The organism is Pseudomonas sp. Pse35, assembly GCF_024519715.1.
Lineage (GTDB): Bacteria > Pseudomonadota > Gammaproteobacteria > Pseudomonadales > Pseudomonadaceae > Aquipseudomonas > Aquipseudomonas paracarnis.
This window is the reverse complement of sequence record NZ_JALJRP010000010.1, coordinates 94462-118402: the sequence shown is the minus strand read 5'-3', so window position 1 is coordinate 118402 and position 23941 is coordinate 94462. Positions and strand designations below refer to the sequence as shown.

Here is a 23941-nt window from a genome sequence, read left to right as displayed (position 1 = left end):
CCTCCATTTCAATGTGTAAGTGTCAGTCGATCAACCAGCTGCTATCACCGTTTTCCAGTTTTCCATCGTGGTCGGTGGTGTCGCCAACCCGGGCCACGGCTTTTCCTTCGACGGTCATAGAGCGTGAGCCGCTGGTGATCACGGCGCCGCATCCGAGGGTGTCGCCGACACGGGCGACGGCTTTGCCATTGACGGTCATGTTGCGGGCACCGCTGTCGACGGTGGTGGGGCCACATAAAGGGCAATCATGGTCGTGTCCGACCAGTACGACGGCAGGCATAGAGCCTCCTTATAGGTTTCAAGTCAGTGAAGGCTCCGCCGCTGCGCGAGCCGCAGCGGCGGAGCCGGGTACGCGCTTAGCCCGCTGCTGCCGGCTTGCGCCAGTCGTCCGAGGCTTCGGTACCGGCTACCACATGACTCCAACTGACTTTGCGGTAGGACAGGCTGGTTTTGATCAACTGGGTGTAGTTCTGGTTGTCGCTGTCCTGGGCGTGGGGCAGCACGGTATGGATATCAACGACGGTGGCCTCTTCCAGCTTGGTGGTGAAAAAGTGCTCCTGCTTGCCATCGAGGTTGGTGCGGAACCACTTGACCTCGACGGTCGGCAGCATTTCGCCGGTGGCCAGGGCTTGATAGAGCAGTGGCGAGGCTTTGTTAAGCGAGCTGGTGAAGGTCAGCGGTTTATGCACGCGCTGTCCGGTGGGTTGGCCGCTTTGCGGGTCGGTTGGGGCACCGATTTGATGGTCGATTTCCTGGGCGAGGATTTCGTCTTCGTGACCTTCCACAAAGACGTTGCCCACCGATTCAGCGGTGAACGCGCCTTTGGTGATATGCCCTTGATTTTTGCCGTGGATGCTGATGTACGCGGGTGTTGGCATGACAAGCTCCTTGTCGCGATGATTGAGCGACCACGCGGTCGCGGTTTATGGCCGGCGGCCATGGCTTTGCAGGCGCTCGACATGAGCGCGCTGAAATTCGATTACAGGTGCAGCACCCGCTCCAGCGACACCAGCACCTGCTGGGTGATGGTGTTCAGGCGGATCGAATAGATCGTGTAGGCGACGGTCAGCACGACGGCGGCCATGGCCCACGGCGTCCACAATGGCCAGGCGCGTTTGATTCGGTAGTTGCGCGGCGCGACGTTGGTCAGCGGGTCGGTAAGGCGCTTGGGTGTTTCGCCGCGAAGAGGGCGTAGTAATCCGTGCAACTGGTCGATGATTTTCTGGATCTCTTCATCGCCCTTGGCGTGGGCGCCGTATTTGCCTTTGAGGCCGGAAATCAGGCACTGGTACATGAACTCCAGCACATGCTGGTACCTGGCTGCTTCGGGGATCATGTTGTTCATGATGGTGAAGAACTTTTCGCCGCCTCGGGTCTCGCCGTGGAACTGGCTGAGCAGCGAGCGGGCGCTCCAGGTGGAGAGCCTGCCCCAGGTGGTGCGCATGACCACCTCGTCCACCAACAGGCACAGGCTGTAGGAGTATGCCTTGAGCATGCCTGCGTCGTAGTCGAGCTGGCGGACTTCTTCCATGATCGCGGTGATCTGGTTGCTGACGCTTTGGTACAACGCAGGCACGTCATGGTGGTGGTCCAGACGGCGCAGGCGGATGACCAGACCAATCAGCGGCGTGGCGGCATCGCAAAGTGGGTTCCAGGCTACGCCGCGTATGTCGAACTCTGGATCCGCCAAGTAGGTGCGGTTGCTGACAGTGATCGATTTGCCGCTAACGTCGATGGCGCCGGAGACTTCCTCGTGACGCCATGAATCTAATGTTTCCTTATTCATCTCTCTCACTCCTGATCGCCCAGAACTGCAATTCCAGCTCCGGGAATTCACCGGCAATATGGAAACCGAACCCGCTGCCACTGCTCAGGCTTTGCCAGGCGGGGTGATGGCGGTCGAGTTCGAAGTAGCTGAAACCTGCATGGAATGGCAGGTGCCGCGGCGCCACTGGCAGCGGCCGCAGTGGAATGCCCGGCAGTTGCAGGCTGACCAGTTGCTCAAGGCCTTCGGTGGAGCTGATCTTGATCTGTCGAGGCAGTTGCTGACGCAGGGTCTCCGCCGGCAGTTCGGCGCGCACGGCAAGGATGAATTCGGCGTTGTCCAGCAGACGCTTGTCGTTCAATGCGGCGTTGCGCACACCGTACTTCTGATCGACGATCGGCAACGACACCGCGCGCGGTTGCAGCACTGTGCCCAAGGCGCGGCGCAGGGTGTGCTCCAGGACCTGGAAGGATTCGCGCAGGTTGTCGTGCTGGTAGGCCGGGTATTCCTGGGGCAGGTGGCCCTCATCGGTGAAGGTCACCAGCTCGCCGCAGGCTTGCGCCAATGCGATGTACAGCCGCTCCGGGTGAACCTGGCGTTGGCGGGCCAGGTGCTGGAACAGCGGGAACAAGCGGTTGAGGGTTTGCAGCAGGTTGAAGTCGGTGACATCGGCCACCCCCGACTGCCCCGGTGAGCCGATACGCTGGGCCAGGTTCTTGGCGCGCTCGCGCATCAACCCGGCGATTTCGCCCAGGTAGCGATGCAGTGCTGGCACGGCTTGCAAGGATAGGCTGGTGGGGTAGAAATGTTCGTCCATCACCAGGCTGCCGTCGGGGCGCTTGTCTTTGATTCTGCCCAGGGCGATGCCGGTGAAGGCGCTGCGGTCGCTGCGTTCGAGCATCAGTTGCAGGTTGGGCACGGCCAGGTCCATGCCGACCTGATCGCCGTCATCGCTGTGTGTATCGCGGATTTCCTCGCGGCGGGCGATGTAGCGGCTGTTGCCATACTGGTCGGGCCAGCGCACTTCGAGGGCGCCGTTGGACCGCAGTGGCAGCGCCAGGTAAACGATCTGGTTGACCGCGCTGCTGTCGGCGATTTCCAGCGGGGAGGGTGGCGCCAGATCGTGGGGAATATCGAAGACACTGCCGTCGGGCATGATCCCGCGTGCCAGGGTAATGGCGACTTTCCCGAAGCTCAGGTATTCAGTGTTCAGCGTCAGTTCGCTGAAGCCGTAGAGGGCGTCGTTGAGGCTGTGCAGGCGCTGATGCACGGCGGCTTCGGCGGCGCGGGCCTGTTGCTGGAAGTGCTGGGGTTTGACGAACAAACCTTCATGCCAGATGACGGGGTTGCGTGAACTCATCAGTAATTACTCGGTGCAAAGGCGGCTGAAAGGGGCGTCATCGGGTTTCTCCCTTGAGGCTGACCTGGGTGGCGTCCAGCTGCACCAGCACTGCGTACTGGCGGCCTTTGGGCTCGACGCGCAGGCGCTGTTTCCACTGGCCGACATCGCTGCTGTGGTAGTTGGCGATCACCGCGATAAAGCGGGTGTCTTCATCCAGGGCGCGCAGGTCGATGAATTTGAATTGGCCGGGCTGGAGCAGGTAGTCGTCGGCCCGAATATAGGTGCTGCCCAAGGTCTTTTTCAGGTCCTCGGCCAGGGCTTCGGGGCTGGCGTTGACCAGCAGCGAGTCATCGGTGAGTTGCAGCACCTTGAAGGCGATCGGCGTGGCGACATGCTCCAGCGCCGGGCTGCCCCATGGGGTGGTCAGGCTCACGCCCTGGGCGTCGTAAGCGCCGAGCAGCGCATCTTCGATGGGCGACATTTGCTCCGCAGGCGTGGGCTCAACGGTCAGTAACGATTGCGCTGGCACGGCTTCGTAAAGATGGTTGAGCAGGGTTTGCACTTTGTCCGTCAGCGCCTGCGGGCTGGCGGCCTGAACGTTAAGCGTGTAAGGCGAGCGGTTTTCGTCCTCTACCGGTGCGGTGCCGGTGCTGATCAGGCGCGGGTTGACGTTGTCGCTGGCGTGCAGGCTGAGAGAGTAGCGGCTGGGCTGATCGTCGGGGCCGCCGACCGGGATAGAAGGGGTCCAGATCACCTGGCCGATCTTGCCGAGCATGGTGCAGCCGCCAAGGGCCAGGCAGGCCAACAACAAGGTGCATAGGCGCAGGTTGCTGAACAGGCTGAAGCTGCGCTTGTGTGCGCGCGCGCTAATATCCGCCAGCGGTTTGGGCGGCGGCGCTTTATGCATCGCCCGCAGCGGATCGCCTTGCTCGCTTAAATCAACGGGTTGGCAAAGGCGTTCGAATTCCGGGCAAACCACAGGTGCAACTTCGGCCGGCGGAAGGTTCGTTACGTCCTCCAGGTGCCACTCCAGCAGGCCATCCGGGCGACCACTGAACAGCGCTTCGAGCGAGCGTTGTCCTGGCGCATACTCGCCAAACTGCACGGTCACTCGATAGGCGCCCACTTGCAAGAAGTCGCCATCGTTGAGTGCTACCGCACTGTCGCAACCCACCGGCAGATCATGGCCATTGACGTAGGTGCAGCCACTGCGGTCGATCACACAAAAGCGCCCCTCGACCACGCGGATATCGCAGTGGTTAGGCCGCACACTGTTCTGACGATCCACCAGACGCCAATCCGCTGCGGCACTTCCAATGCTGCCGCCCTGCGGACCAAAGCGGTGACTGGGTAGATAGCCGTGCAGCAACTGCGCGGGATTACTGATAACCAGGGTCAGCTTCATGCGCGCCCCCGAATCCGCACTACGGCGCGATGGCGTTGTTGCTGGTGCTCGATAAAGCTGGTCCAGCCCAGGTGAGTGCCACTGGCGCGTTGCAGGTTGAACGGCGGTACATCTTCTTCGCGCAGCCCCAGTTCCAGGTCGTAGGCGGTGGCATCGCGCAGCAGAAAATCCATCAACTGGCGCAAGCGCCCGAACTGATCGCCGCTGGGCAAAAACTGCCGAAAGCGTGCCTGGGTCAGGTTGGGAATCACCAGGGTGAACTTGCTGGCGCGGGTATTGCTGCGATCACCCACCACAAAGTTGCTGCCCAAGGTGCCGTTGGCTTTGCCCAGCGCCAGGCGCTGGCGTTGTGCAAAACTCACCGAGCGGGCCTCGAACTCACGGATATGCACGCCGTGCAGGTCGAAACAATGTTCGACGATACCGGACACCACCGACGGCGAGCGGCTGCGGTTGGCGATCAAGCCGGCAAAGCTCAGCAATCGGCCCCATGGCAGCGGGGTGGCGCCGCGCAGGTCATTGTCATTCAGGCCGACCATCGAGAAGACGTAACGCGAAAAACGATCAGTGGCCTCGGCCTGGAAGCGAACGTAGTAGCGGTACTTGCGCCAGCTGATGTGCAGCAGCGTCAGCAAACGATGATTGAAAAAGTCCATGAACGCGGGTCGAATGCCGCGCTCCTGAGCCTGCTCGTAGGCCAGGCGATCAAGGTAGTAACCGGGCAGTGGCGAATCCGTACCGTGCAGGCCAAAGAAGCTGGTCTGCAAGCGATAGCGCACCTCTTCGTGATCTTCCTCAATGCGTGCGGCCTCCACGACGTCGGATGCCGGAAACCCCAGCCCCGCATGGCTTTGCAGACGTACGCGACGGCGCACCGCATCACTCGGGGGCCGTGCTTCCAGGTCATCGCCATGCAAGGCGTGCAGGTGCTCCAGCAGACGGTGAAACGAATAGTTTCGCGCGTCGGCCAGCAGCAGGTCAGCTAGATCACAGGTTGTCTGCCGGTCAACAGTGGCCATTCGTAGCGCTCGTTGTTAGTGGTATTGATCACTTCCAGGCGATGGAAGGAGTTGATGCTCGCGTACAGGGCGAAGAAGTGCGAAAGCACACTGGCGAACAGGTACAGCTCGCCCTCGCAGAGAAAAGCCTTCTGGTCCAGTTTTAAGCGCGTCTGCACGCCGCGTACCGGCAGGCCTTTCATCAGCCAGTCGATGGGCGTGGTTACCGCATCCTGGATGCCGTTGAGGCGTTTGCGCGTGGCGCGGGCCTGTTGCAGATCGTGCAGTGCGGCAAAGTCATAGGCACGGATGACCGCCTTGAGCGGCTCGGCCGACAGCAATGACAGGTAGTTGAGCGACAGGTTGGAAATCAGCGTCCAGTGCAGGCTGCTGTCCAACACCGGTCGGTAGCTGCGCGTTGGCGCAATCAGATTGGTATATGTGGCAAACGAGGGGGTGGCCTCGGTAGACCGCGACACATCCCCGACACCGAGCCTCTGCGGCAGGTCGCGGTTGGTACAGGTCAATTCGATCGAAGCTGCTTCGTTTTCGCCGATATTCAAGCTTTCATCGCCGCGCACAAAGGCGATGCGATGACGCAAGCCTTCACGCCCGTGGGACTCCTCGATATGCGTGCGGAAATACAGCGCCGTGCGGCCCCGGGCATGTTCGATCTCATGCTGGAACGATTCGAACGGAGTGAAGCGCCGCAATGGATCGCCTTTACGCTCCTTGTCAGCGGCGTCCCAACCGGCCACGTGGTCGACACTGAAAATTTCATACGCATCCTGGCGGTTGCCAGTGGTGCTGATACGGCGTTCCTGGCTGCGCCCATCCAGCATGATGGGCTCGGCATCGTGGCGAAATAGATTGACTGCCGGCGCGCAGAACAGGTGCAGGTCGCTGGTGCGCAGGTGTGTATTGACCGGCATCGGCCGCGAGAACTGAAATTCGAAGCGAATCTGCCCGGTGGTGACGGCCGGCCAGACCTTGGCAAGTCGGGTCAGGCTGAAAAAGTGGAAGCGCTGCGGGAACACAAAATATTCCTGCAGGATGCGGTAGCCATCGAACACATTGCGCGGGTAGGGCAGCAGTGCCTCGTTTGGGGTGAAACCGGGAAAGCCCAGATCGTCGGGGTTCAGGCGATAAGGCGTGTTGTTGATGTACAACGTGATGCTTTTAAGGTAATGGGCCAGCCATAGGTACAGGGTCAGCGCGGTGGCATTGTCGCCGCCCAAGTGAAAGTCCAGCTGGTCGCACTCAAGATTGTCGAGCGGTTGTTGGGTCAATACGTTGAGGTCAATACGCAGTGTCGAGGCTTCGCGGCTGTGGGCATCGCTGACGGCGTGTAACGCCAAGGGGTACAGATTGACGTCGGTGCAGGTGCGAAACTCGCAGGAAATGCCGTCCACTGGGTTGGCAAACAGCCGCGTCCCTTTGGGAATCACCTTGCGCTGACTGATTGCATTCGGCAGCGGTGTAAAACGGATGATGGTCGCACTGGGCAGGGGCCGCAGGTAATTGGGCCAGAGCATCTGCAACAGCGGATGGGTCAGCTCCGGCAAGTCGTCGTCGATCTTCAGCCCCAGCTTGGCGGTGAGGAAGGCAAAGCCCTCCAGCAGCCGCTCCACATCCGGGTCACCGGCCTGATCGCCAAGAAACTGCGCCAGTTGCGGGTTGTCCTCGGCAAATTCGCGGCCGAGTTCGCGCAGGTAGCGCAACTCCTCGGCAAAGCGTTGTTTCAAGTCCATCGCATCCTCATCTCACGCGGGTGTAGCCGTCGCGGCCGTGCATGGCCACTTCGATCTGCACCTGTTCTTCCTTGTGGTTGACCTGCACCTGGCAATCCAGCCGAAAGTTCAGCTCCAGCGGCAGGTCCGGGTCGGGCTGATAGCGCACGCCAGTGACCTTGATGCGCGGTTCAAACGTTTCCACCGAACGCCGGATATCAGCGCTGATGGCCAACACCAGATCACTGCTGGCCTGGGTGACGCCGTTGAAGTCGCGCAGGCCCAGTTCAGGGCTGCTTTGTGAGCAGCCCTGGCGTGAGTTGAGCACCTGCTCCAAGTGACGTTTGATCGCCTCGACACGCTGGTGTGCCTGCTCATCCGCGCAGCCTTGGCGGTAGCGCGGTGCATCGGGTTCCAGGCGTTCGAACAGGCTGGCGCCGCGCATTTATTGGGTGTCCAGCCGACCGACCAGGGAGATTTCGAAGTTGGCGCCCATGTACTTGAAGTGCGGCCGTATCGCCAACGACACCTGGTACCAGCCCGGGTTGCCCTCGACGTCCTGCACTTGGATTTTTGCGGCGCGCAAGGGGCGACGGCTGCGTACATCGGTCGACGGATTTTCCTGATCGGCGATGTACTGCTTGAGCCAGGTGTTCAGCTCGCTTTCCAGGTCCTGGCGTTCCTTCCAACTACCGATCTGCTCGCGTTGCAGCACCTTGATGTAGTGGGCCAGACGATTGACGATGAACAGGTACGGCAATTGGGTGCCGAGCTTGTAATTGGTCTGGGCTTCCTGGCCTTCGCGGGTCTTGGGGAAGTTCTTGGGTTTCTGCACCGAGTTGGCCGAAAAGAACGCTGCGTTGTCGCTGTCTTTGCGCATGGTCAGCGGGATAAAACCGGCTTCGGCCAGCTCGAATTCCTTGCGATCGGAAATCAGCACTTCAGTAGGGATCTTGGCCTGCAACTGGCCGAAGGATTCGTACAGGTGCACCGGCAGGTCATCCACCGCACCACCGGACTGCGGGCCGATGATGTTCGGGCACCAGCGGTAGCGGGCAAAGCTGTCAGTGATGCGTGAGGCCATCAGGAACGCGGTGTTGCCCCACAGGTAGTTATCGTGGTTGCCGTCGACGGTTTCGTTGTAGCCGAAGCTGCGGGCCGAATTGTCTTCAGTGCTATAGGGCGTGCGCAGCAAGAAACGCGGCAAGGTCAGGGCCAAATGGCGAGCATCCTCGGACTCGCGCAAGCCGCGCCATTTGGTGTGGCGGGGGCCGTCGAAAATATCGTTGATCTCCTTGAGGTCGGGCAGGCCCTGGAAGCCTTCGAGGTTGAACAGTTCCGGCCCGGCCGCCGACACAAACGGCGCATGGGACATGGCACCGATGGAGGCTACATAGCTGAGCAACTTGATGTCCGGCGAACTGGGACCAAAGGTGTAGTTGCCGACAATGGCACCCACCGGCTCGCCGCCGAACTGGCCGTAGCCGGCGGTGTAGACGTGCTTGTACAAGCCGCTGCGAGTGATATCGCCGGCGTTGTCGAAGTCATCCAGCAACTCCTCCTTGGTGACATGCAGCATTTCCAGCTTGATGTTTTCGCGAAAGTCCGTGCGGTCCACCAGCAGTTTCAGCCCACGCCAGGCCGATTCCAGTTGCTGGAGCTGCGGCTGATGCAGGATCACGTCCATTTGCTTGCTCAACGCGCGGTCGATCTCGGCAATCATCTGGTCGACCCGGTGCTTGTTGACCGGCTGCTCGTGATCACCGCTTTGCAGAATCTCGCTGATGAACGCAGCCACGCCTTGGCGGGCGACGGCATAGCCTTCGTGAGACGGGCGAATGGTGGTGTTGGCCAGCAGTTGATCGAGCAAGGACGGCTGTTCATCGGCGACCAGCACTTGGGCGGCGGCACTTTCCCTAGGCATGAGGGCTACTCCATATGGAAGTAAAAGAAATCAGTTATTTGGCGCGTCAAGCACCAGGTTCAGTTCACTGGCTAGGCGTTGCCGGGCGGTTTCATCGGTCAGCAGATTCTGCAAGTGCTTGCGAAAGGCGGGTACGTTGCCCATTGGTCCCTTGAGTGCGACCAGTGCTTCGCGTAACTCCAGCAACTTGTTCAGTTCGGGGACTTGGCGAGCAATGGCGTCAGGGCCGAAGTCATTGATGGTTTTGAATTGAAGTTGCACATTCAAGTCGGTGTCGTGATCGTTGTTCAGTACCGACGGGACGGCCATGTCCAAGGCAACTTTTGCTTTGGTAAGGACTTCATTGAAGGTGTCTTTATCTATCCGAATGGAGGGTCTATCTTCAAGAGCGCTTAGTTCGCCGTGGCCTTTGAAATCGCCTGTGACCAGTAACTTCAGCGGTAGCTCGACTTCGGCTTGTTGGTCGCCTGTGGCCGGCACGTACTTGATATTGATGCGTTCTTTAGGCGCGACAGAACTTTGAGACTTCGACATGGGAAAAATCCTTTTTTGAAGGTGGCGCTATTTAAAGGCCATGTTTCGTAAAAAGTCATGTCGGACGAAGTCGATTCGTTTCGTGGTCTCGAGATGTAAGAAAAATCCTCGTTTAATGTTTATTTTGTTGCGTGGAAAATTCGTACGATAGTTGGTTTGAATGTCCGAAGGGTGTGTCTGGTATTTGAGTTTTTTTGCAGAAAATTGATGTCTGTAACTTGTCTCTTGGTTATTTATATTAAGTTCATGCCAAGTTGCTGCGTTCGAAGGTGAGCGCTCGCCTTGGTTCAATAGTAAAAGTTGAATTTATTAAATCTGGGGAGGCGTTGATGCGCAAAGGATGGCAACGTTGGTGCTGGGTAGGGGGGCTATGTGCGGTGCTGGCTGCCCCGCACATACATGCGCTGCCGATGGCGCAAGATTGCCCTGCGATCGTCTCGCCCTTGAAGCGCCTGGAGTGCTTTGATCTGGCGGCCGGCACGCCCATTCATCAGCCACCTGCGCCGTCACGTGCCCTGGGCCAAGTGTTGCCGATTGTCGATCTGGTCCAACGTAATGAGGCCAAGCGCCCGCCCGAAGACCAGCGCTTTCTGTTGTCGTCATTCCCGGCGCCGGACAACGACCAGCCACCACGGCTGGTGATCTCGGCGCCGGCCTTGGGAGCACTGCCGCCAAGGCCCTATTTGGCCATCAGCTGCGAGTCGAAAATCTCGCGCCTGCAATTGGTGCTGGATGAACCGGCCAAGCCCAACAAAATACGCATTCAACTGTTCAAGGATGAGCGCCCCGTCTCCGCAGCCTATCAATGGCAAGTGCTGGACGACGCCGGCCTGGTGGTCGATGCCGGGCGCGGGCTGCAGGCGATTTCCCTGTTGCGCAATATGGGCGGTGGCCAGCGCCTGCGGCTGGAGAGCGACTATCCCAGGCTGCACGGTCTGGTATTTGATGCCGAGGGGCTGGGCGAGCTGATCGAACAGGAGCGCCAGGCATGTCGTTGGTGATCGACGTTCCGGTCGACATCGTCGAGCGGCTGCTGGCCCCCATCGACCCCGGGCAACCTGCCGGGGATTTCGATGTAGAGGACGAAACCTACCAGGCCATCGACCAGGAGATGGTCAAGCTGGGCGGCTTGCGCGAGAGCGATATCGACTGGCCCTACATCGATGAAGCCTCCCGCGACTACCTGGCGACCCAGTGCAAGCACTGGCGCATTGTCGGCCATCTGCAAGTGGTCTGGTTACGTACCCGCCAGTGGGTGCGCTGGGCCGATGCCCTCGGGCTGATTGCGGGTATGGTCAAACAGTATTGGGACAACGCCTACCCCAAACCCGGCCCCACCGGTTACTTGAACAAGCGCAAGCAGGTGCAGCGGCTGCTGGAGGACCTGGGCCAGGTGCTGCCGGCCCTGGAGCGCAGCAGTTTTGAACCGGCTTACCAAGCAGCGGCGCAACGGGCGCTGGCCAGCCTGCAACAGTGCGTCGACAGCGCCAAGCTCGACCCCGCAGCGTTGGATGCCTTGCAACGGCAGTTGGATAAATACAGCGAGCCGGCCGCGGTGAACGCGCCTGCCCGTACGCCCACCGCCAGCGGCGCTCTGGACGCAGCCTTTTTCAGCCCGCCTAAACCGCAAGCGCCCAGTAACGAACGTGAACAACGCCGTGCGGTGTTGAACATGGCCGAGCAGATCAACCAGCAAGACCCTTACGACCCTACCGGCTACCAGTTGCGCCGCTTCGGTCTGTGGTCGCATCTGCGCACCGCGCCTTCAATCGTCCGAGACCGCCGCACCGAACTGACCGCCGTGCCCAAAGACATCGTCGACGGTTATCAGGACGCGCTTAACCACAACGCCATTGAGCCGAACCTGTTACTGCGCATCGAAAAAAGCGTCTGCGCCTCGCCGTATTGGCTGCGCGGCAGTTACCTCGCCGCCCATGTCGCCTCGCGTCTGGCGATGGAAGAGGTGGCCGGCGCCATTCGCCAAACCTGCGAACGTTTTGTCTGCCGTTTACCGGCCTTGCTGGAGTTGTGCTTCAGCGACGGTACGCCGTTCGTGGATGCGCAGACCCAGGCTTGGATCACCGGCGCGGACCAGGCACAAACGGCGGGCAGCCCCGTGCAGGAATACGCTGGCCTGCGCGACGAGCTGGCCGCTCAACTCAACACTGAAGGCGTCGAGCGGGTGCTGCTGCGCCTGCAGGAACTGCACGCCGCCCATAACGCCCCGCGCCAGCGCAGCTACGCCACGGTGATTGCCGCCGACCTGCTGGCATCCCGTGGCCTGTCGTGGCTGGCGGACGACCTGTACGCCAACGTTGCACGGTTGATGCGCGAGACCACGGCGCAGGGGTGGGAGCCGGAGTTGTATCAGAAGGTGGCAACCATTATCAGTGAACGTAAGGACTAGTCACGTGCCCCGCCAAAGCGACTTGCGTTTTACCTTCGAGCCCTTGAAAGGCGACACCTTCGACGTGGTCTCTTTCAAGCTCGATGAAAGCCTGTCCAAGCCGTTCAAGCTCACCCTGGAACTGGCCAGCCACAACGCCGCCATCGAGTTCAATAACGTGCTCGACCTGGCGGGGCTGTTCACGATCTGGCGCGGCGAAGCCCCAGTGCGCTACGTGCACGGCCTGGTCAGCCTGTTCACCCAGGGCGACACCGGCTTTCGTCGCACCCGCTACACCGCGGTAGTCGAACCGACCCTGGCGCGTTTCGACCTGCGTTCCAACTGGCGCATCTTCCAGGGCCAAACCGTACCCGAGATCATCACCAACATACTTACCGAGCATCGACTGACCGACATCCGCAGCGACATCTGCTTTGAGCATCAACGACGTGAATACTGCGTACAGGCCGGAGAAACCGACCTCGCCTTCATCAGCCGCCTCGCCGCCGAAGAGGGCCTGCTCTACGCCTTCGAACACCGCGCCGACGGCCACACCCTCGTCCTCACCGACCGTGTTGGTGGCCTGGGCACCATTGGGACCCATACCGATTGCCCAGTGATCTATCAGCCAATGGCGGGCGGTGACGCCACGGAACCGGCGTTAACCCGCTTCCACTACACCGAACAGGTACGCACCGCCGTGCAGGTACAGCGCGATTACACCTTCACCCACCCGCGCTACAACCAGCAACACACCGCCAGCGGCGATCAGGAGTTGCAAAACCAGCACAAGGACTACGAACGCTACGACTATCCCGGCCGCTACAAGCGCGACATCGCCGGCAAGCCCTTCACCAAAACGCGCCTCACCGCCCTGCGCAATGACGCCAAACTGGCGCACCTGGCCGGTGACGATGCACGCCTGCAACCGGGACTGGCGTTCGACCTCAACGAGCATCCCCGCGAAGACTTCAACGACCGTTGGCGCACCATCGCCATCACCCACGAAGGCAAACAGCACACCAGCTTGCAGGAAGAGGCGTTCGGCAGCGACCAAGGCACTTCTTATGAAATGACCGCCAGCGCCATCCGCTGGACCGCCGACTGGAAAGCCCCGCTGCGTGCCAAACCCTGCATCGACGGCCCGCAGATTGCCACGGTGGTTGGGCCGCCAGGGGAAGAGATCTATTGCGACGAATGGGGCCGGGTCAAGGTGCAGTACCCGTGGGATCGTTCGGACGAAAACAACGACCACAGCTCGTGCTGGATCCGCGTCACGCAAGGCTGGGCTGGCGCTACCTGGGGCTCCATGGCCATTCCACGTGTGGGTCAAGAGCTGGTGATCAGCTATCTGGACGGTGATCCTGACCAGCCCATCGCCACGGGCCGTACTTATCGCGAGACCAATTTGCCGCCCTACGAGCTCCCTAAGCTCAACGCCGTAGCGACAACCAAAAGTCGCGAATTCAAGGGGACCCGCGCCAATGAGCTGCGCATTGACGACACCACGGCGCAAATCAGCGCGGCGTTGATGAGTGATCACGAGCACAGCGCGCTGCATCTGGGTTACCTCACTCACCCCCGCCATTACGGTGGCGGTAAACCCAGGGGGGAGGGGTTTGAGTTACGTACGGATGGGCACGGTGCGTTGCGCGCAGCAAAAGGTTTATTGCTGACTGCTGAAGCACAACTGAAGGCCGCTGCGGGCCACCTGGAGCGCCAGCAAGCCATTGAGGTGCTGCAAACCGCCCTGGCGTTGGCCAAGCAGCTAGGCAGTTCGGCGGAGGTTGCCCAAGGCATTGCCCAGGATTGGCAACCGCAACAGGCGCTCACCGAGGCCGTCAACACCCTGGGGCAGGGCGCCAATGACCAGCCCAACGTTACGGGCACTGGCGCGCAGCCCATCATCGCTCTGAGCGGGCCCGCGGGTATTGCTGCCGCCACATCCCGCAGCATTGCCATAGGCGCAGGCGAACACATCGACAGCGTCGCGCAACAGAACCTGCAACTGACCGCCGGTAAAAAAGTGGTGATTAACGCGGGCGACGAGCTAGGCCTGTTCGCCCAGGGCGGTGACATGCGCCATATCGCCCAGAACGGTCAACTGCTGCTGCAGGCCCAGCACAACAGCATCCAGGTGCAAGCAGATCAAAGCGTGGAAATCAGCGCCAGCCAGCAACACGTGCTGGTGGCGGCGGACAAACACATCACCCTGCTGTGCGGCGGGGCCTACATCAAGATGCAGGGCGGCAATATCGAGCTGGGCATGCCCGGCGATTTCATTGTGAAGGCTGCGAACAAACACTTCATTGACCCCAGCCATGCCGCGACGCAACTCAACAGCTGGCCCAGCACCTCGTTCAACGAACGCTTTCAACCCTTTTTCAACGGTCAACCCATGCGCAACCGTGCCTACGCCTTGGTTCGCAAAGACGGCGCACGCTTCGAAGGCCGCACTGATGGCGAAGGCTACGTCACCCTGCAACAGGGCATGACGCTGGAAGGGTTGACATTGGAATGGCTAGAAAACGGAGACCCCACATGACCAATAGCCCGACGACGCCCCGTGTCGCCCCCATGCACTACAACGCGCGGGGCAATCCTGTGCATACCTGGACCCTCACGCCCAGCCATATGACCGACCCGGTGCACTGCATATTGCCGCCGGATGGCGTGCTGCCGGTGATCTTTGTGCCGGGGATTATGGGGTCGAATTTGAAGAGCAAGCCGGAGAAAGGAAAGGGAAATAAGAAGACGGGTCCCATCTGGCGGTTGGATGCGGGGTTCATGGGTAAGAATATGTGGCTCGCGAAAAATTGGATTTTCAAAACAGCAGGTGAACGTCAGAAAATCCTGCACCCACTTCGTGCGGAGGTTGATAGAGACGGGGCAGTGCCTAAGCTCGCCGTAGGCACGGTCATTACCCAGCCAGAATTGGACAGGAAAAAGGCCGCCTTGGCCTTGACCAAACGTTACAGAGAGCGCGGTTGGGGCGAAGTCAGCGAAACCAGCTATCACGCGTTTCTTCTTTGGCTGGAAGAAACCCTGAATAACCAGTTCCTGCCTCACCAATGGCCGCAATTCGACGTTCGGCCTGAGCACCTGCATACCGTCGCTGTCGAGCCTGGGCCGACTCATATCACACGGCTAAAACCCGAAATTCCCATTGCTATGCCGGGATTGGGGGCAAACCTGGCGAGTCAATTGCCGTCGATTATCTCGGATGAGTTGTTAGCGCGCGGTGACTATCGAATGCCGGTGCATGCGTGTGGGTATAACTGGCTGGACTCCAACAAAATCGCTGCACAGCGCCTGGCCGAACGCATAGACGAATTGATGCACCAATACGGTCGAAACTGCCAACAAGTCATTCTGGTCACCCACTCCATGGGCGGATTGGTTGCTCGACGATGTGCGCAGCTGCCCGGCATGAGTGCCAAGATTGCCGGTGTCGTGCATGGGGTCATGCCCGCCACTGGGGCTCCGGTCGCTTATCGCCGTTGTAAGGTCGGTATGAGCGATGAAGATCCGATTGCCGGAGCAGTGATTGGTCCGACCGGCCAGGAAGTGACCGCCGTTTTTGCGCAGGCGCCTGGCGCTTTGCAGTTGTTGCCGACACAAGATTATGCCCCAGGCTGGCTGAGGTTGATTGACAACCACGGTGTTTCGGCGATGCCGCGCCAGCCTGTGAAAGACCCTTACGAAGAGATCTATCTGCGCCGCGACCGTTGGTGGGGATTACTGCGTGAAGAGTGGTTGGCACCTAAGGATGGTGATCCGATTACGTGGGAAACATTTGCGGAAAACATATTGGAAGCGAAAGAGCTTCATCAGAAAATTTCAGGCTCTTATCACCCTCAAACTTACGTCTATTACGGCAGCGAAGCTAAGTACCCCAGCTTCGAATCCATCACTTGGCAAATGGAGCGCGGGTCTCGCCTCAATGGTCCTCATGGCTCATACCCCGATAGCTTCACAGTTTCCAATCTCGAGATGCATCAAGTCAGAGATGATGGCCGCAGCCCTGTGTATGTCGGCGGCCACGAGCAACCCATACCACCCATGCGTGGCGATCCCGATGCGCCCGTCAAAACCGTGAAGACCAGTTATTGGGAACTGCATTGCAAGATGCAGGACGGCTCCGGCGACGGCACTGTGCCGGTCAGTTCGGGCAGCGCACCGATAAAACACGCGCGCAACGGTGGCGTTCGCCAGCAAATCAAGGCGCCTGGGTTCGATCATGAGGCGTCCTATGCCAACCCGTTAACGCAGCAATTCACTCTCTATTCGATTATCAAAATTGCGGCGAAAGCCAAGAGGCCTCTATGCGCCGGTTGATCATTGTTTTTGTCTGCCTGGTGCTGGGCTCCCTTACTGCATGTACTGCGCTCAAACAGCCTAGCGAGAAGGAGAAACGTAACGTGAGCGAGATGACAAGCAACATGCGCACCTGGGCCTTGGGCCGAGGTTTGATTGACTTGCCGGCCAATTGGAGTGGTGGCGGCGACGTGAAGCTCTACTACGGGCTGGGCGCCGATCATGCGTCTGTTGAAGTACGTGTGCTGGGAGAGGGCGTGACGCGGGAACGTTTTGACGCAGCTATACGTGAGCGAGCCAGTAGAATCGCGGCGGTCAAGAATGATGAGATGAACGATATACCGATGTTGGTTTCGGCCAGGGCTGATACACCGCAAAGTGCCATGTTGCAGTACTACATGCGTAAAACCCAGCGCCAGACCTTCGTCCACGAACTCCACCTGCTGGTCGATGACGCTTACGTCATGCTTCGGGCTGACTCCTTTAAAGGAAACACCGCACCGGTTGAAGCGCGCCTGTCAAAGCTGTCCAGGGAGATATTCAAAATTGCACCTGAGAAAGCCGGTGCAGGCTTTGCCCTGGGGCCGATTGTGATCCGAAGTCACCACGATCAGGAGATCGCAAGCTTTGAGTTCAGTCCGCCTGCCTCTGATATTTCGCTGGAAATTTACATCAATGCTTTATCGCCTAGTCAAACGAAGAGCATAAAGACCCGGACCGAGGAAGGCGCACGGGTTTTCCTCGCAGGTGATTATGAAAATCTGCGCACGAAGAAGATCACTCTTGCGGGAATGTCGGCGGAAGAATCCCTGATTGGCTTCAGCGACGATACTCATCGTCAACTCCTCTTCGGGGCCGAAAACTATCGTGAGGATCCATCGCTAAGTCGCCCGAGCATGAACTTTCGCATGTCGGCTGGAGGTATGAAAGCCGAACCGAGCGGCCCCGACGAACCAGAGGATTTGGTTCGCTGGACCCTGCCCGAATTCGCGAACAAAGGCTACGAACTCCCACTCTGGCAACAACCCGCCTCACCAGACCCCGTCAACCCCTCCCTCACTGACTACGAAGCCATGGCCGTGTGGGACGCAATCCTCAAATCCGTACGCATCCGCTACGGCTCGGTCGCGCCCAAGCCGGACCCGTGGGCCAACATTCGCGGGCCCAGTGCCGAAGAAGCTGCCGAAAGCAAGCGCATCCTCGATGAGTTCATTGCCAGCTTGGAAAAACGAAGGTCATTGCCAGGGGATAGCGATCAATGAATAGCGCCCACCGGCTTTCTTTTGGCCGCCTTCATCCTAAAGCCTCCCAGCTTCTTTTCATGTGCTTGACGCTCGCGTTGCTCACGGGCTGCGCCGCCTTCAAACAACCCAGTGAACAAGAGAAACAAACCGTGCACGAATTGACCAGCAACATGCGCACCTGGGCGCTGGGCCGTGGGCTGATAGATTTGCCCGCCAGCTGGACGGGGGGCGGGGATGTGAAGTTGTATTACGGGCTGGGGGCTGATCATGCATCCGTTGAAGTGCGTGTGCTGGGCGAGGGGGTGTCACAGCAACGCTTTTCCGCTGCCTTGCAGGAACGGGCCAGCAGGATCGCCGCGGTCAAAAACTATGAGATGGATGACGTATCAATGCTGGTGTCAGCCAAAGCGCAGACACCGCAAAGTGTCATGTTGCAATACTATCGGCGTCCCACACCGCGTCAGACTTTCGTTCACGAACTCCACCTGCTGGTCGATGACGTTTACGTCATGCTCCGAGCTGACTCCTTCAAGGGTAATACCGCCCCTGTTGAAGATCGTCTGTTAAAACTCTCAAAAGAGATCTTCAAAGTCACCCCTGAAACCGCAGGAGCGGGCTTTGCGCTTGGGCCGGTTGTCATTCGCAGTCATCACGACCATGAGATCGCCAGTTTCTATTTTCGCCCCCCTGCTTCAGACGTATCGCTGAACGTCTACTACAACGCCTTATCACCTGATGATGGCGAACGTTTGCATGTTCGAACCCAAAAAGATGGGAAAATATTCCTCGCAGGCGATTATGAACAACTGCGGATGGGCCAAATCACATTAGCCGGAATGCAAGCCGAAGAATCCTTGATCGGCTTCAGTGATGACACACATCGTCAAATACTGTTCGTCAGCGAGAACTATCGAGATAACCCATCCCTAAGCCGTCCAGCTATGAGTATTCGCCTATCGGCAGGCGGAAAGAAGCGTACCGCCATAGATCCTGATAAGCCCAGGGATCTAGTGCGCTGGACCCTTCCCCAATTCGCCAACAAAGGCTACGAACTCCCACTCTGGCAACAACCCGCGTCACCAGACCCCGTCAACCCCTCGCTCACCGACTACGAAGCCATGGCCGTGTGGGACGCAATCCTCAAATCCGTACGTATCCGCTACGGCTCGGTCGTGCCCAAGCCGGACCCGTGGGCCAACATTCGCGGGCCCAGTGCCGAAGAAGCTGCCGAAAGCAAGCGCATCCTCGATGAGTTCATTGCCAGCTTGGAAAAACGTAGGTCATTACCAAGGGATAGCGATCAATGAATAGCGCCCATCGGCTTTCTTTTGGCCGCCTTCATCCTAAAGCCTCCCAGCTTCTTTTCATGTGCTTGACGATCGCGTTGCTCACGGGCTGCGCCGCCTTCAAACAACCCAGTGAACAAGAGAAACAAACCGTGCACGAATTGACCAGCAACATGCGCACCTGGGCGCTGGGCCGTGGGCTGATAGATTTGCCCGCCAACTGGACGGGGGGCGGGGATGTGAAGCTGTACTACGGATTGGGAGCTGATCACTCAAGCGTTGAGGTCTTGATCTTGGGGGAGCGCGTGACGCAGGAGCGATTTGATGCAGCCTTGAATGAGCGGTCACGTCGGATTTCGGCAGTCAAGAACTATAAGAATTCAGATGTGCCGATGCTGGTGTCGGCAAAATTTGTCTCACCCAGGGAAACGTTGCTGCAGTACTACAAGCAGGCAACGCGCCGCCAAACATTCGTTCATGAGTCTCATCTGCTGATCGATGATGTCTACGTCATGCTCAGGGCTCAATCATACGAAGGCGATACGGATCCCGTTGAAGCCCAACTCTTAAAGCTGTCGAAGGAAATCTTCAAAGTCACCCCCGAAACCGCGGGCGCGGGCTTTGCGCTTGGGCCGGTTGTCATTCGCAGTCATCACGACCATGAGATCGCCAGTTTCTATTTTCGCCCCCCTGCTTCAGACGTATCGCTGAACGTCTACTACAACGCCTTATCACCTGATGATGGAGAACGTTTGCATGTCCGAACCCAAAAAGACGGGAAAATATTCCTCGCAGGCGATTATGAACAACTGCGGATGGGCCAAATAACATTAGCCGGAATGCAAGCCGAAGAATCCCTGATCGGCTTCAGCGATGACACTCACCGTCAAATACTCTTTGTGAGCGAAAACTACCGGGACAATCCTTCGCGGGCTCGGCCTGGCATGAGCATCCGTTTGTCGGCGGGTGGCATGAAAGGAGAGCCAGTTGATCCCAACGAACCCGAAGACCTAGTGCGCTGGACCCTTCCCCAATTCGCCAACAAAGGCTACGAACTCCCACTCTGGCAACAACCCGCCTCACCAGAACCCGTCAACCCCTCCCTCACTGACTACGAAGCCATGGCCGTGTGGGACGCCATCCTCAAATCCGTACGCATCCGCTACGGCTCGGTCGCGCCCAGACCGGACCCTGAGGCCAACATTCGCGGCCCCGTGTCAAGGAGGCTGCCCAAAGCAAACGCATCCTCCATGAATTCATCGCCAGCGTTGAAAACCCAAGCCATGCCCCTGGGCGTGGTTCAGCGGGAGCAACAGGGATGCGTTCACCGTGTGTAAGCAACGAACTCTAAAAAAGCGTTAGGAGCAATTCATGAAAACAGTCTGGGGTTACCTCAAACGCTGGGGCTTGCCGGTGCTGCGCCAATTCAATCAGGCATGGCCGGTGTTGGTGCTGTTGGGCGTGATGTTCTTGCTGGTCGCCATCTGGTGGCTGGGCGCGCAGTGGACGTGGCGTGAGCGCCAACCGTTGGGCGAGTGGGCGATGCGGGTCTCGGCCAGTGTGGCGGTGATCGTGGTGCCGCTGCTCATCTGGGCGTGGCGCGTGCGCGAGCGTTATCAGCGCTTGCAGGTTGAACGCCAGCATGAGGCCGCCGTGCAAGCCGACCCTTGCTTGCCTTATATCGAGGCTCAAGAGCGGGCGTTGGACCGCAGCCTGGGCAGCCTGCTGAATAATATGGAGCGCCGCCGTTCACTGTATCAACTGCCGTGGTACCTGGTGCTCGGTGAAGAGAATGCCGGCAAGACCAGTCTGATCACCCGCTCCAACCAGAGCTTTTCGTTGTCTCATGTGACCAAGGCTGGGGTCAGGGCTCAGGAAGAGCAACTGGCCTACCCGGTGGATTGGTGGATCGGGGACGAGGCGGTGTTGATTGACCCACCGGGTGAATTTCTCAGCCACCCGGATTCACCGGCTGAAAACGTCGAGCAGCAGGGCAAGCACAAACCGGTGTTGCCTACCGGCACTCATGCGCGCCTTTGGTCGCATCTGCTTGACTGGCTGACGCGCAACCGCAGCCGTCGCGCCTTGAACGGCGTGGTGCTGGTAATTGATATACAGGCCTTGTTGGCGCAGTGTCCCGAGCAACGCAAGGCCCACGCCAACCTGCTGCGCACCCGGCTGTTTGAGCTGACGCGGCAATTGGGCACGCGCTTGCCGGTGTACGTGACGCTGAGCAAGTTCGACCTGCTTGAAGGCTTCGAAGAATTCTTCGCCAGGTTATCGCGCAGTGGTCGCGAAGACCTGCTGGGCTTCACGTTCAGCCTGGCCGCGGTGGATGATTTTGATGCCTGGCTGGCGGAACTGGCGCGCCAATATCAAGCCTTTGTCGATTGCCTCTGCGAACAGGTTTTCAACAGCACCCGGGAGGCGCGCACGTTGGATGAGTGTGATCGCTTGCAGGCGCTGATGCATCAGATGGCGGGTTTGCGCCGCGCGTTGTTTGGCTTCCTGACTGAAATGCTTGGCAGTGATCGGTTCACCACACCCGCGTTGGTGCGCGGGCTGTATTTTTCCTCGGTGTTGCAGCAGGGCACTCTGAGCAACGCTTTCATCAAAGAAGCAGGGCAGGCGTATCAACTGCCGCCACCGCCACCGGAGGTCAAACCGGCCGGTGGTACGGTCATCTATTTTGCCCAGGAACTGTTCCAGCGGGTGATCTACCCCGAAGCGGGCCTTGCAGGCGACAACATCAAGGTGGCTCGCAGCAAACGGCGGCTGTTGATCGCCGGGTTCAGCGTTGCGTGCCTGGGCTGTCTGGTGGCGATGGGTACCTGGCAGTTTTACTTCAGCATCAACCGCGACAAAGCGGCCAACGTGTTGGCCAAGAGTCAGGAGTTCAGTGAGCGAGACATCGACGCCACGGTCGACCCTACGGGGCGCAACCTGTTGCTGCCTCTGGACCAGATTCGCGATGCGGTGTTGGTCTACGGTGATTACCGTGAAGCCTGGCCATTGCTATCGGATATGGGCTTGTACCAGGGCAGGGCGATTGGCCCGACGGTGGATGAAGCCTATTTGAATCTGCTGTCCAAGCGTTTCCTGCCGGCCATTGCCAGCGGGGTGCTGGAGGCTATTAACACCGCGCCCGCCGGCAGCAACCAGCAACTGGCAGCCTTGCGCGTGTACCGCATGCTCGAAGAGCGCCCCAACCGCCGCCCAGCGATTATCGAGGAGTGGGTCGCCAAGCAATGGCAGCGTGCCTATCCGGGCCAGGGCCAACTGCAGGCCGACTTGATGAGCCACCTGGGCTACGCGCTGAAATACGCCGATGCCGACCTGCCGAACTACCGCGAGCGCATCACCCAAGTGCAGCAGCAACTGCGCCAGTTACCCATGGCCGAACGGGTCTATATGAGCCTGAAACAGGATGCCCTGGAGCGTATGCATCGGCCGCTGGACCTGCGCACTGAGGTCGGCCCGGCGTTCGATATCGTCTACCGTCCGCTAAACACCGATCAAGCCGGCAGCGGTCTGCAATTGCCGCCGCTGCTCACCGCCAAGGGTTTCAAGGACTATTTCGAACCCGGCACCAAGGGCATTATCGAGCTGGCGATGATCGACCAGTGGGTCCTTGGCGAACGACAACGCCTGGACTACTCCGACGAAGACCGCAAAGTGCTGACCCAGCGTATCCGAGCCCTGTACAGCGCCGACTACGTCGACAGCTGGCGACGTGCGCTGAACCAGTTCGCGGTCACCGACTTTGACGACCTCAGCCACGGCGTGGCGGTGCTGGAACAAGTCACCGGCCCGGCTGCGCCGCTACGGCGGCTGTTGGAAACCCTGCGTGACAACAGCGTGATCTACCCGGCCGTGCCCCTGGCTGAGGGGCAAACGCCGCTCAAGCTGGACAAGGTGCCCGAGGAGCAACAACAAGCAGCAGGGATTCGGCGCGCATTCTCAAGTCTGTCAGAGCTGATCACCGCACGAGGCGAGCAGCCGTCCTATTACGAAGAAACCCTGCGTTCGGTCAGCGCCGTCTATGACTACGCCAAAGCCGTGCACGACAACCCGGACCCCGGTAAAGCCGCCCTTAAAACCGTGCTCAACCGCTTCTCCCTGGGCGGCGCCGATCCCATCGCCAACCTGCAACGCGTCGCCGTGGGGCTGCCCGAGCCGTTGAATCAGCAGGTCAGAAAACTCGCCGACCAAACCTCGCAAGTGCTGGTGATCGCCGCCCTGCGCGAGCTGGAAAAACGCTGGGACAGTGAAATCTACAGCTTCTACCGCGAGCGTCTGGCGGGCCGCTATCCGTTCAAGGCCAGTGGCGAGGACGCCTCGCTGGAAGACTTCGAAGCCTTCTTCGGTCCGCAGGGGCGTCTACAGCAGTTCCACGACCAATACCTGAACGTGTTCCTCAAGGACAACCTCGACGCCCTGTACTCCGACAGCCTCGGCGGCTACCTGGTACGCAGCGACGTGCTGGAGCAACTGAAAACGGCCGAGCGCATCCGCGAGACCTTCTTCAACCATCGCGGCCATCTGGCCGTGCAGCTCACCATCGAACCCCTGGCCCTGAGTGCCACTCGCCTGAGCAGCATGCTCAGCGTCGACGGCCAACTGATCCCCTACCAGCACGGCGCGCCACAGCGCACCGGTCTGGTGTGGCCCAACAGCCTGGGCAACAGCAATGGCAGTCAACTGACTCTGGTGCATAGCACCGGCAACACCGCCAGCCTGAGCTACCGCGGGCCGTGGTCGTTGTTCCGGCTGCTGAGTCGCGGGCACCTAAATGGCCGTACCGACACCAGTGTGGACCTGACCTTTTCAGTCGCCGATGGGTTGATGCGTTATCGGATTGGAGCGGAGAAGGCTAATAACCCGATTACACAGCGCAGTTTTGAAGGGTTTGTATTGCCCAGGACTCTGTTGGAAGAACGTCAAATAAAGAAAAAACCGAACAAGGTCGAGAGGCTCGCCGCAACAGCTCTCACCTATGAACGCCCATAA

General features: G+C 59.5%; 18 protein-coding genes. 8 read left to right on the top strand and 10 right to left on the bottom strand.

The window, feature by feature from the left end:
- Positions 1 to 22: 22 nt before the first annotated feature.
- From OC445_RS11620 to tssB, 10 genes are all read right to left on the bottom strand, one after another.
- The gene (locus tag OC445_RS11620; protein WP_047710546.1) at positions 23 to 280 is read right to left on the bottom strand and encodes a PAAR domain-containing protein; all 258 of its coding nucleotides are present in this window, start codon (positions 278 to 280) and stop codon (positions 23 to 25) included.
- Between the two features lie 76 nt (positions 281 to 356).
- Positions 357 to 878, bottom strand: a complete 522-nt coding sequence (locus OC445_RS11615; protein WP_054895736.1) for an Hcp family type VI secretion system effector — start codon at positions 876 to 878, stop codon at positions 357 to 359.
- 101 nt (positions 879 to 979) lie between these two features.
- On the bottom strand, positions 980 to 1786 hold the full coding sequence (icmH, locus tag OC445_RS11610; RefSeq protein WP_054895735.1) for a type IVB secretion system protein IcmH/DotU: 807 nt from the start codon (positions 1784 to 1786) through the stop codon (positions 980 to 982).
- Entirely contained in the window at positions 1779 to 3125 is a 1347-nt protein-coding gene (tssK, locus tag OC445_RS11605) for a type VI secretion system baseplate subunit TssK (protein WP_054895734.1), read from the bottom strand. The genes icmH and tssK overlap by 8 nt, the downstream gene beginning before the upstream one ends.
- A 37-nt stretch (positions 3126 to 3162) precedes the next feature.
- Entirely contained in the window at positions 3163 to 4512 is a 1350-nt protein-coding gene (gene tssJ, locus OC445_RS11600) for a type VI secretion system lipoprotein TssJ (protein WP_054895733.1), read from the bottom strand.
- Complete coding sequence (gene tssG / locus OC445_RS11595) at positions 4509 to 5531, bottom strand: type VI secretion system baseplate subunit TssG (RefSeq protein ID WP_054895732.1); 1023 nt, start codon at positions 5529 to 5531, stop codon at positions 4509 to 4511. Before tssG ends, tssJ begins: the two co-directional genes overlap by 4 nt.
- Positions 5495 to 7261, bottom strand: a complete 1767-nt coding sequence (tssF, locus tag OC445_RS11590; RefSeq protein ID WP_262020161.1) for a type VI secretion system baseplate subunit TssF — start codon at positions 7259 to 7261, stop codon at positions 5495 to 5497. Before tssF ends, tssG begins: the two co-directional genes overlap by 37 nt.
- A gap of 7 nt (positions 7262 to 7268) precedes the next feature.
- On the bottom strand, positions 7269 to 7685 hold the full coding sequence (gene tssE / locus OC445_RS11585) for a type VI secretion system baseplate subunit TssE (protein WP_054895730.1): 417 nt from the start codon (positions 7683 to 7685) through the stop codon (positions 7269 to 7271).
- Positions 7686 to 9164 carry a type VI secretion system contractile sheath large subunit gene (tssC, locus tag OC445_RS11580; RefSeq protein WP_054895729.1) on the bottom strand — a complete coding sequence of 493 codons (1479 nt, stop codon included), beginning with the start codon at positions 9162 to 9164 and terminating at the stop codon, positions 7686 to 7688. It lies immediately after the preceding gene.
- Between the two features lie 30 nt (positions 9165 to 9194).
- Complete coding sequence (gene tssB, locus OC445_RS11575; protein WP_054895728.1) at positions 9195 to 9698, bottom strand: type VI secretion system contractile sheath small subunit; 504 nt, start codon at positions 9696 to 9698, stop codon at positions 9195 to 9197.
- 329 nt (positions 9699 to 10027) lie between these two features.
- Here tssB and vasI point away from each other — a divergent pair, with 329 nt between their 5' ends.
- The 8 genes from vasI to tssM are packed head-to-tail and all read left to right on the top strand — an operon-like array spanning position 10028 to position 23941.
- Positions 10028 to 10699 (top strand): type VI secretion system-associated protein VasI, encoded by a 672-nt coding sequence (vasI, locus tag OC445_RS11570; RefSeq protein WP_229999933.1) that lies wholly within the window; start codon positions 10028 to 10030, stop codon positions 10697 to 10699.
- Positions 10687 to 12105, top strand: coding sequence for a type VI secretion system protein TssA (tssA, locus tag OC445_RS11565; RefSeq protein ID WP_054895727.1), 1419 nt, complete (start codon positions 10687 to 10689; stop codon positions 12103 to 12105). Before vasI ends, tssA begins: the two co-directional genes overlap by 13 nt.
- 4 nt (positions 12106 to 12109) lie before the next feature.
- Complete coding sequence (locus OC445_RS11560; protein ID WP_054895726.1) at positions 12110 to 14629, top strand: type VI secretion system Vgr family protein; 2520 nt, start codon at positions 12110 to 12112, stop codon at positions 14627 to 14629.
- Positions 14626 to 16422, top strand: coding sequence for an esterase/lipase family protein (locus tag OC445_RS11555; RefSeq protein ID WP_054895725.1), 1797 nt, complete (start codon positions 14626 to 14628; stop codon positions 16420 to 16422). The genes OC445_RS11560 and OC445_RS11555 overlap by 4 nt, the downstream gene beginning before the upstream one ends.
- Positions 16410 to 17663 carry a T6SS immunity protein Tli4 family protein gene (locus OC445_RS11550; RefSeq protein ID WP_054895724.1) on the top strand — a complete coding sequence of 418 codons (1254 nt, stop codon included), beginning with the start codon at positions 16410 to 16412 and terminating at the stop codon, positions 17661 to 17663. Before OC445_RS11555 ends, OC445_RS11550 begins: the two co-directional genes overlap by 13 nt.
- Entirely contained in the window at positions 17660 to 18952 is a 1293-nt protein-coding gene (locus OC445_RS11545) for a T6SS immunity protein Tli4 family protein (RefSeq protein WP_233097342.1), read from the top strand. Before OC445_RS11550 ends, OC445_RS11545 begins: the two co-directional genes overlap by 4 nt.
- A complete protein-coding gene (locus OC445_RS11540) occupies positions 18949 to 20268 on the top strand; it encodes a T6SS immunity protein Tli4 family protein (protein WP_233095383.1) in 1320 nt (439 codons plus the stop codon). The genes OC445_RS11545 and OC445_RS11540 overlap by 4 nt, the downstream gene beginning before the upstream one ends.
- 34 nt (positions 20269 to 20302) lie before the next feature.
- On the top strand, positions 20303 to 23941 hold the full coding sequence (tssM, locus tag OC445_RS11535; RefSeq protein WP_054895722.1) for a type VI secretion system membrane subunit TssM: 3639 nt from the start codon (positions 20303 to 20305) through the stop codon (positions 23939 to 23941).

Excerpts from the sequence above, each read along its gene's own strand:
- OC445_RS11620 (WP_047710546.1), bottom strand. The coding sequence starts at position 280 with ATGCCTGCCGTCGTACTGGTCGGACACGACCATGATTGCCCTTTATGT.
- OC445_RS11615 (WP_054895736.1), bottom strand. The coding sequence starts at position 878 with ATGCCAACACCCGCGTACATCAGCATCCACGGCAAAAATCAAGGGCAT.
- icmH (WP_054895735.1), bottom strand. The coding sequence starts at position 1,786 with ATGAATAAGGAAACATTAGATTCATGGCGTCACGAGGAAGTCTCCGGC.
- tssK (WP_054895734.1), bottom strand. The coding sequence starts at position 3,125 with ATGAGTTCACGCAACCCCGTCATCTGGCATGAAGGTTTGTTCGTCAAA.
- tssJ (WP_054895733.1), bottom strand. The coding sequence starts at position 4,512 with ATGAAGCTGACCCTGGTTATCAGTAATCCCGCGCAGTTGCTGCACGGC.
- tssG (WP_054895732.1), bottom strand. The coding sequence starts at position 5,531 with ATGGCCACTGTTGACCGGCAGACAACCTGTGATCTAGCTGACCTGCTG.
- tssF (WP_262020161.1), bottom strand. The coding sequence starts at position 7,261 with ATGGACTTGAAACAACGCTTTGCCGAGGAGTTGCGCTACCTGCGCGAA.
- tssE (WP_054895730.1), bottom strand. The coding sequence starts at position 7,685 with ATGCGCGGCGCCAGCCTGTTCGAACGCCTGGAACCCGATGCACCGCGC.
- tssC (WP_054895729.1), bottom strand. The coding sequence starts at position 9,164 with ATGCCTAGGGAAAGTGCCGCCGCCCAAGTGCTGGTCGCCGATGAACAG.
- tssB (WP_054895728.1), bottom strand. The coding sequence starts at position 9,698 with ATGTCGAAGTCTCAAAGTTCTGTCGCGCCTAAAGAACGCATCAATATC.
- vasI (WP_229999933.1), top strand. The coding sequence starts at position 10,028 with ATGCGCAAAGGATGGCAACGTTGGTGCTGGGTAGGGGGGCTATGTGCG.
- tssA (WP_054895727.1), top strand. The coding sequence starts at position 10,687 with ATGTCGTTGGTGATCGACGTTCCGGTCGACATCGTCGAGCGGCTGCTG.
- OC445_RS11555 (WP_054895725.1), top strand. The coding sequence starts at position 14,626 with ATGACCAATAGCCCGACGACGCCCCGTGTCGCCCCCATGCACTACAAC.
- OC445_RS11550 (WP_054895724.1), top strand. The coding sequence starts at position 16,410 with ATGCGCCGGTTGATCATTGTTTTTGTCTGCCTGGTGCTGGGCTCCCTT.
- OC445_RS11545 (WP_233097342.1), top strand. The coding sequence starts at position 17,660 with ATGAATAGCGCCCACCGGCTTTCTTTTGGCCGCCTTCATCCTAAAGCC.
- OC445_RS11540 (WP_233095383.1), top strand. The coding sequence starts at position 18,949 with ATGAATAGCGCCCATCGGCTTTCTTTTGGCCGCCTTCATCCTAAAGCC.
- tssM (WP_054895722.1), top strand. The coding sequence starts at position 20,303 with ATGAAAACAGTCTGGGGTTACCTCAAACGCTGGGGCTTGCCGGTGCTG.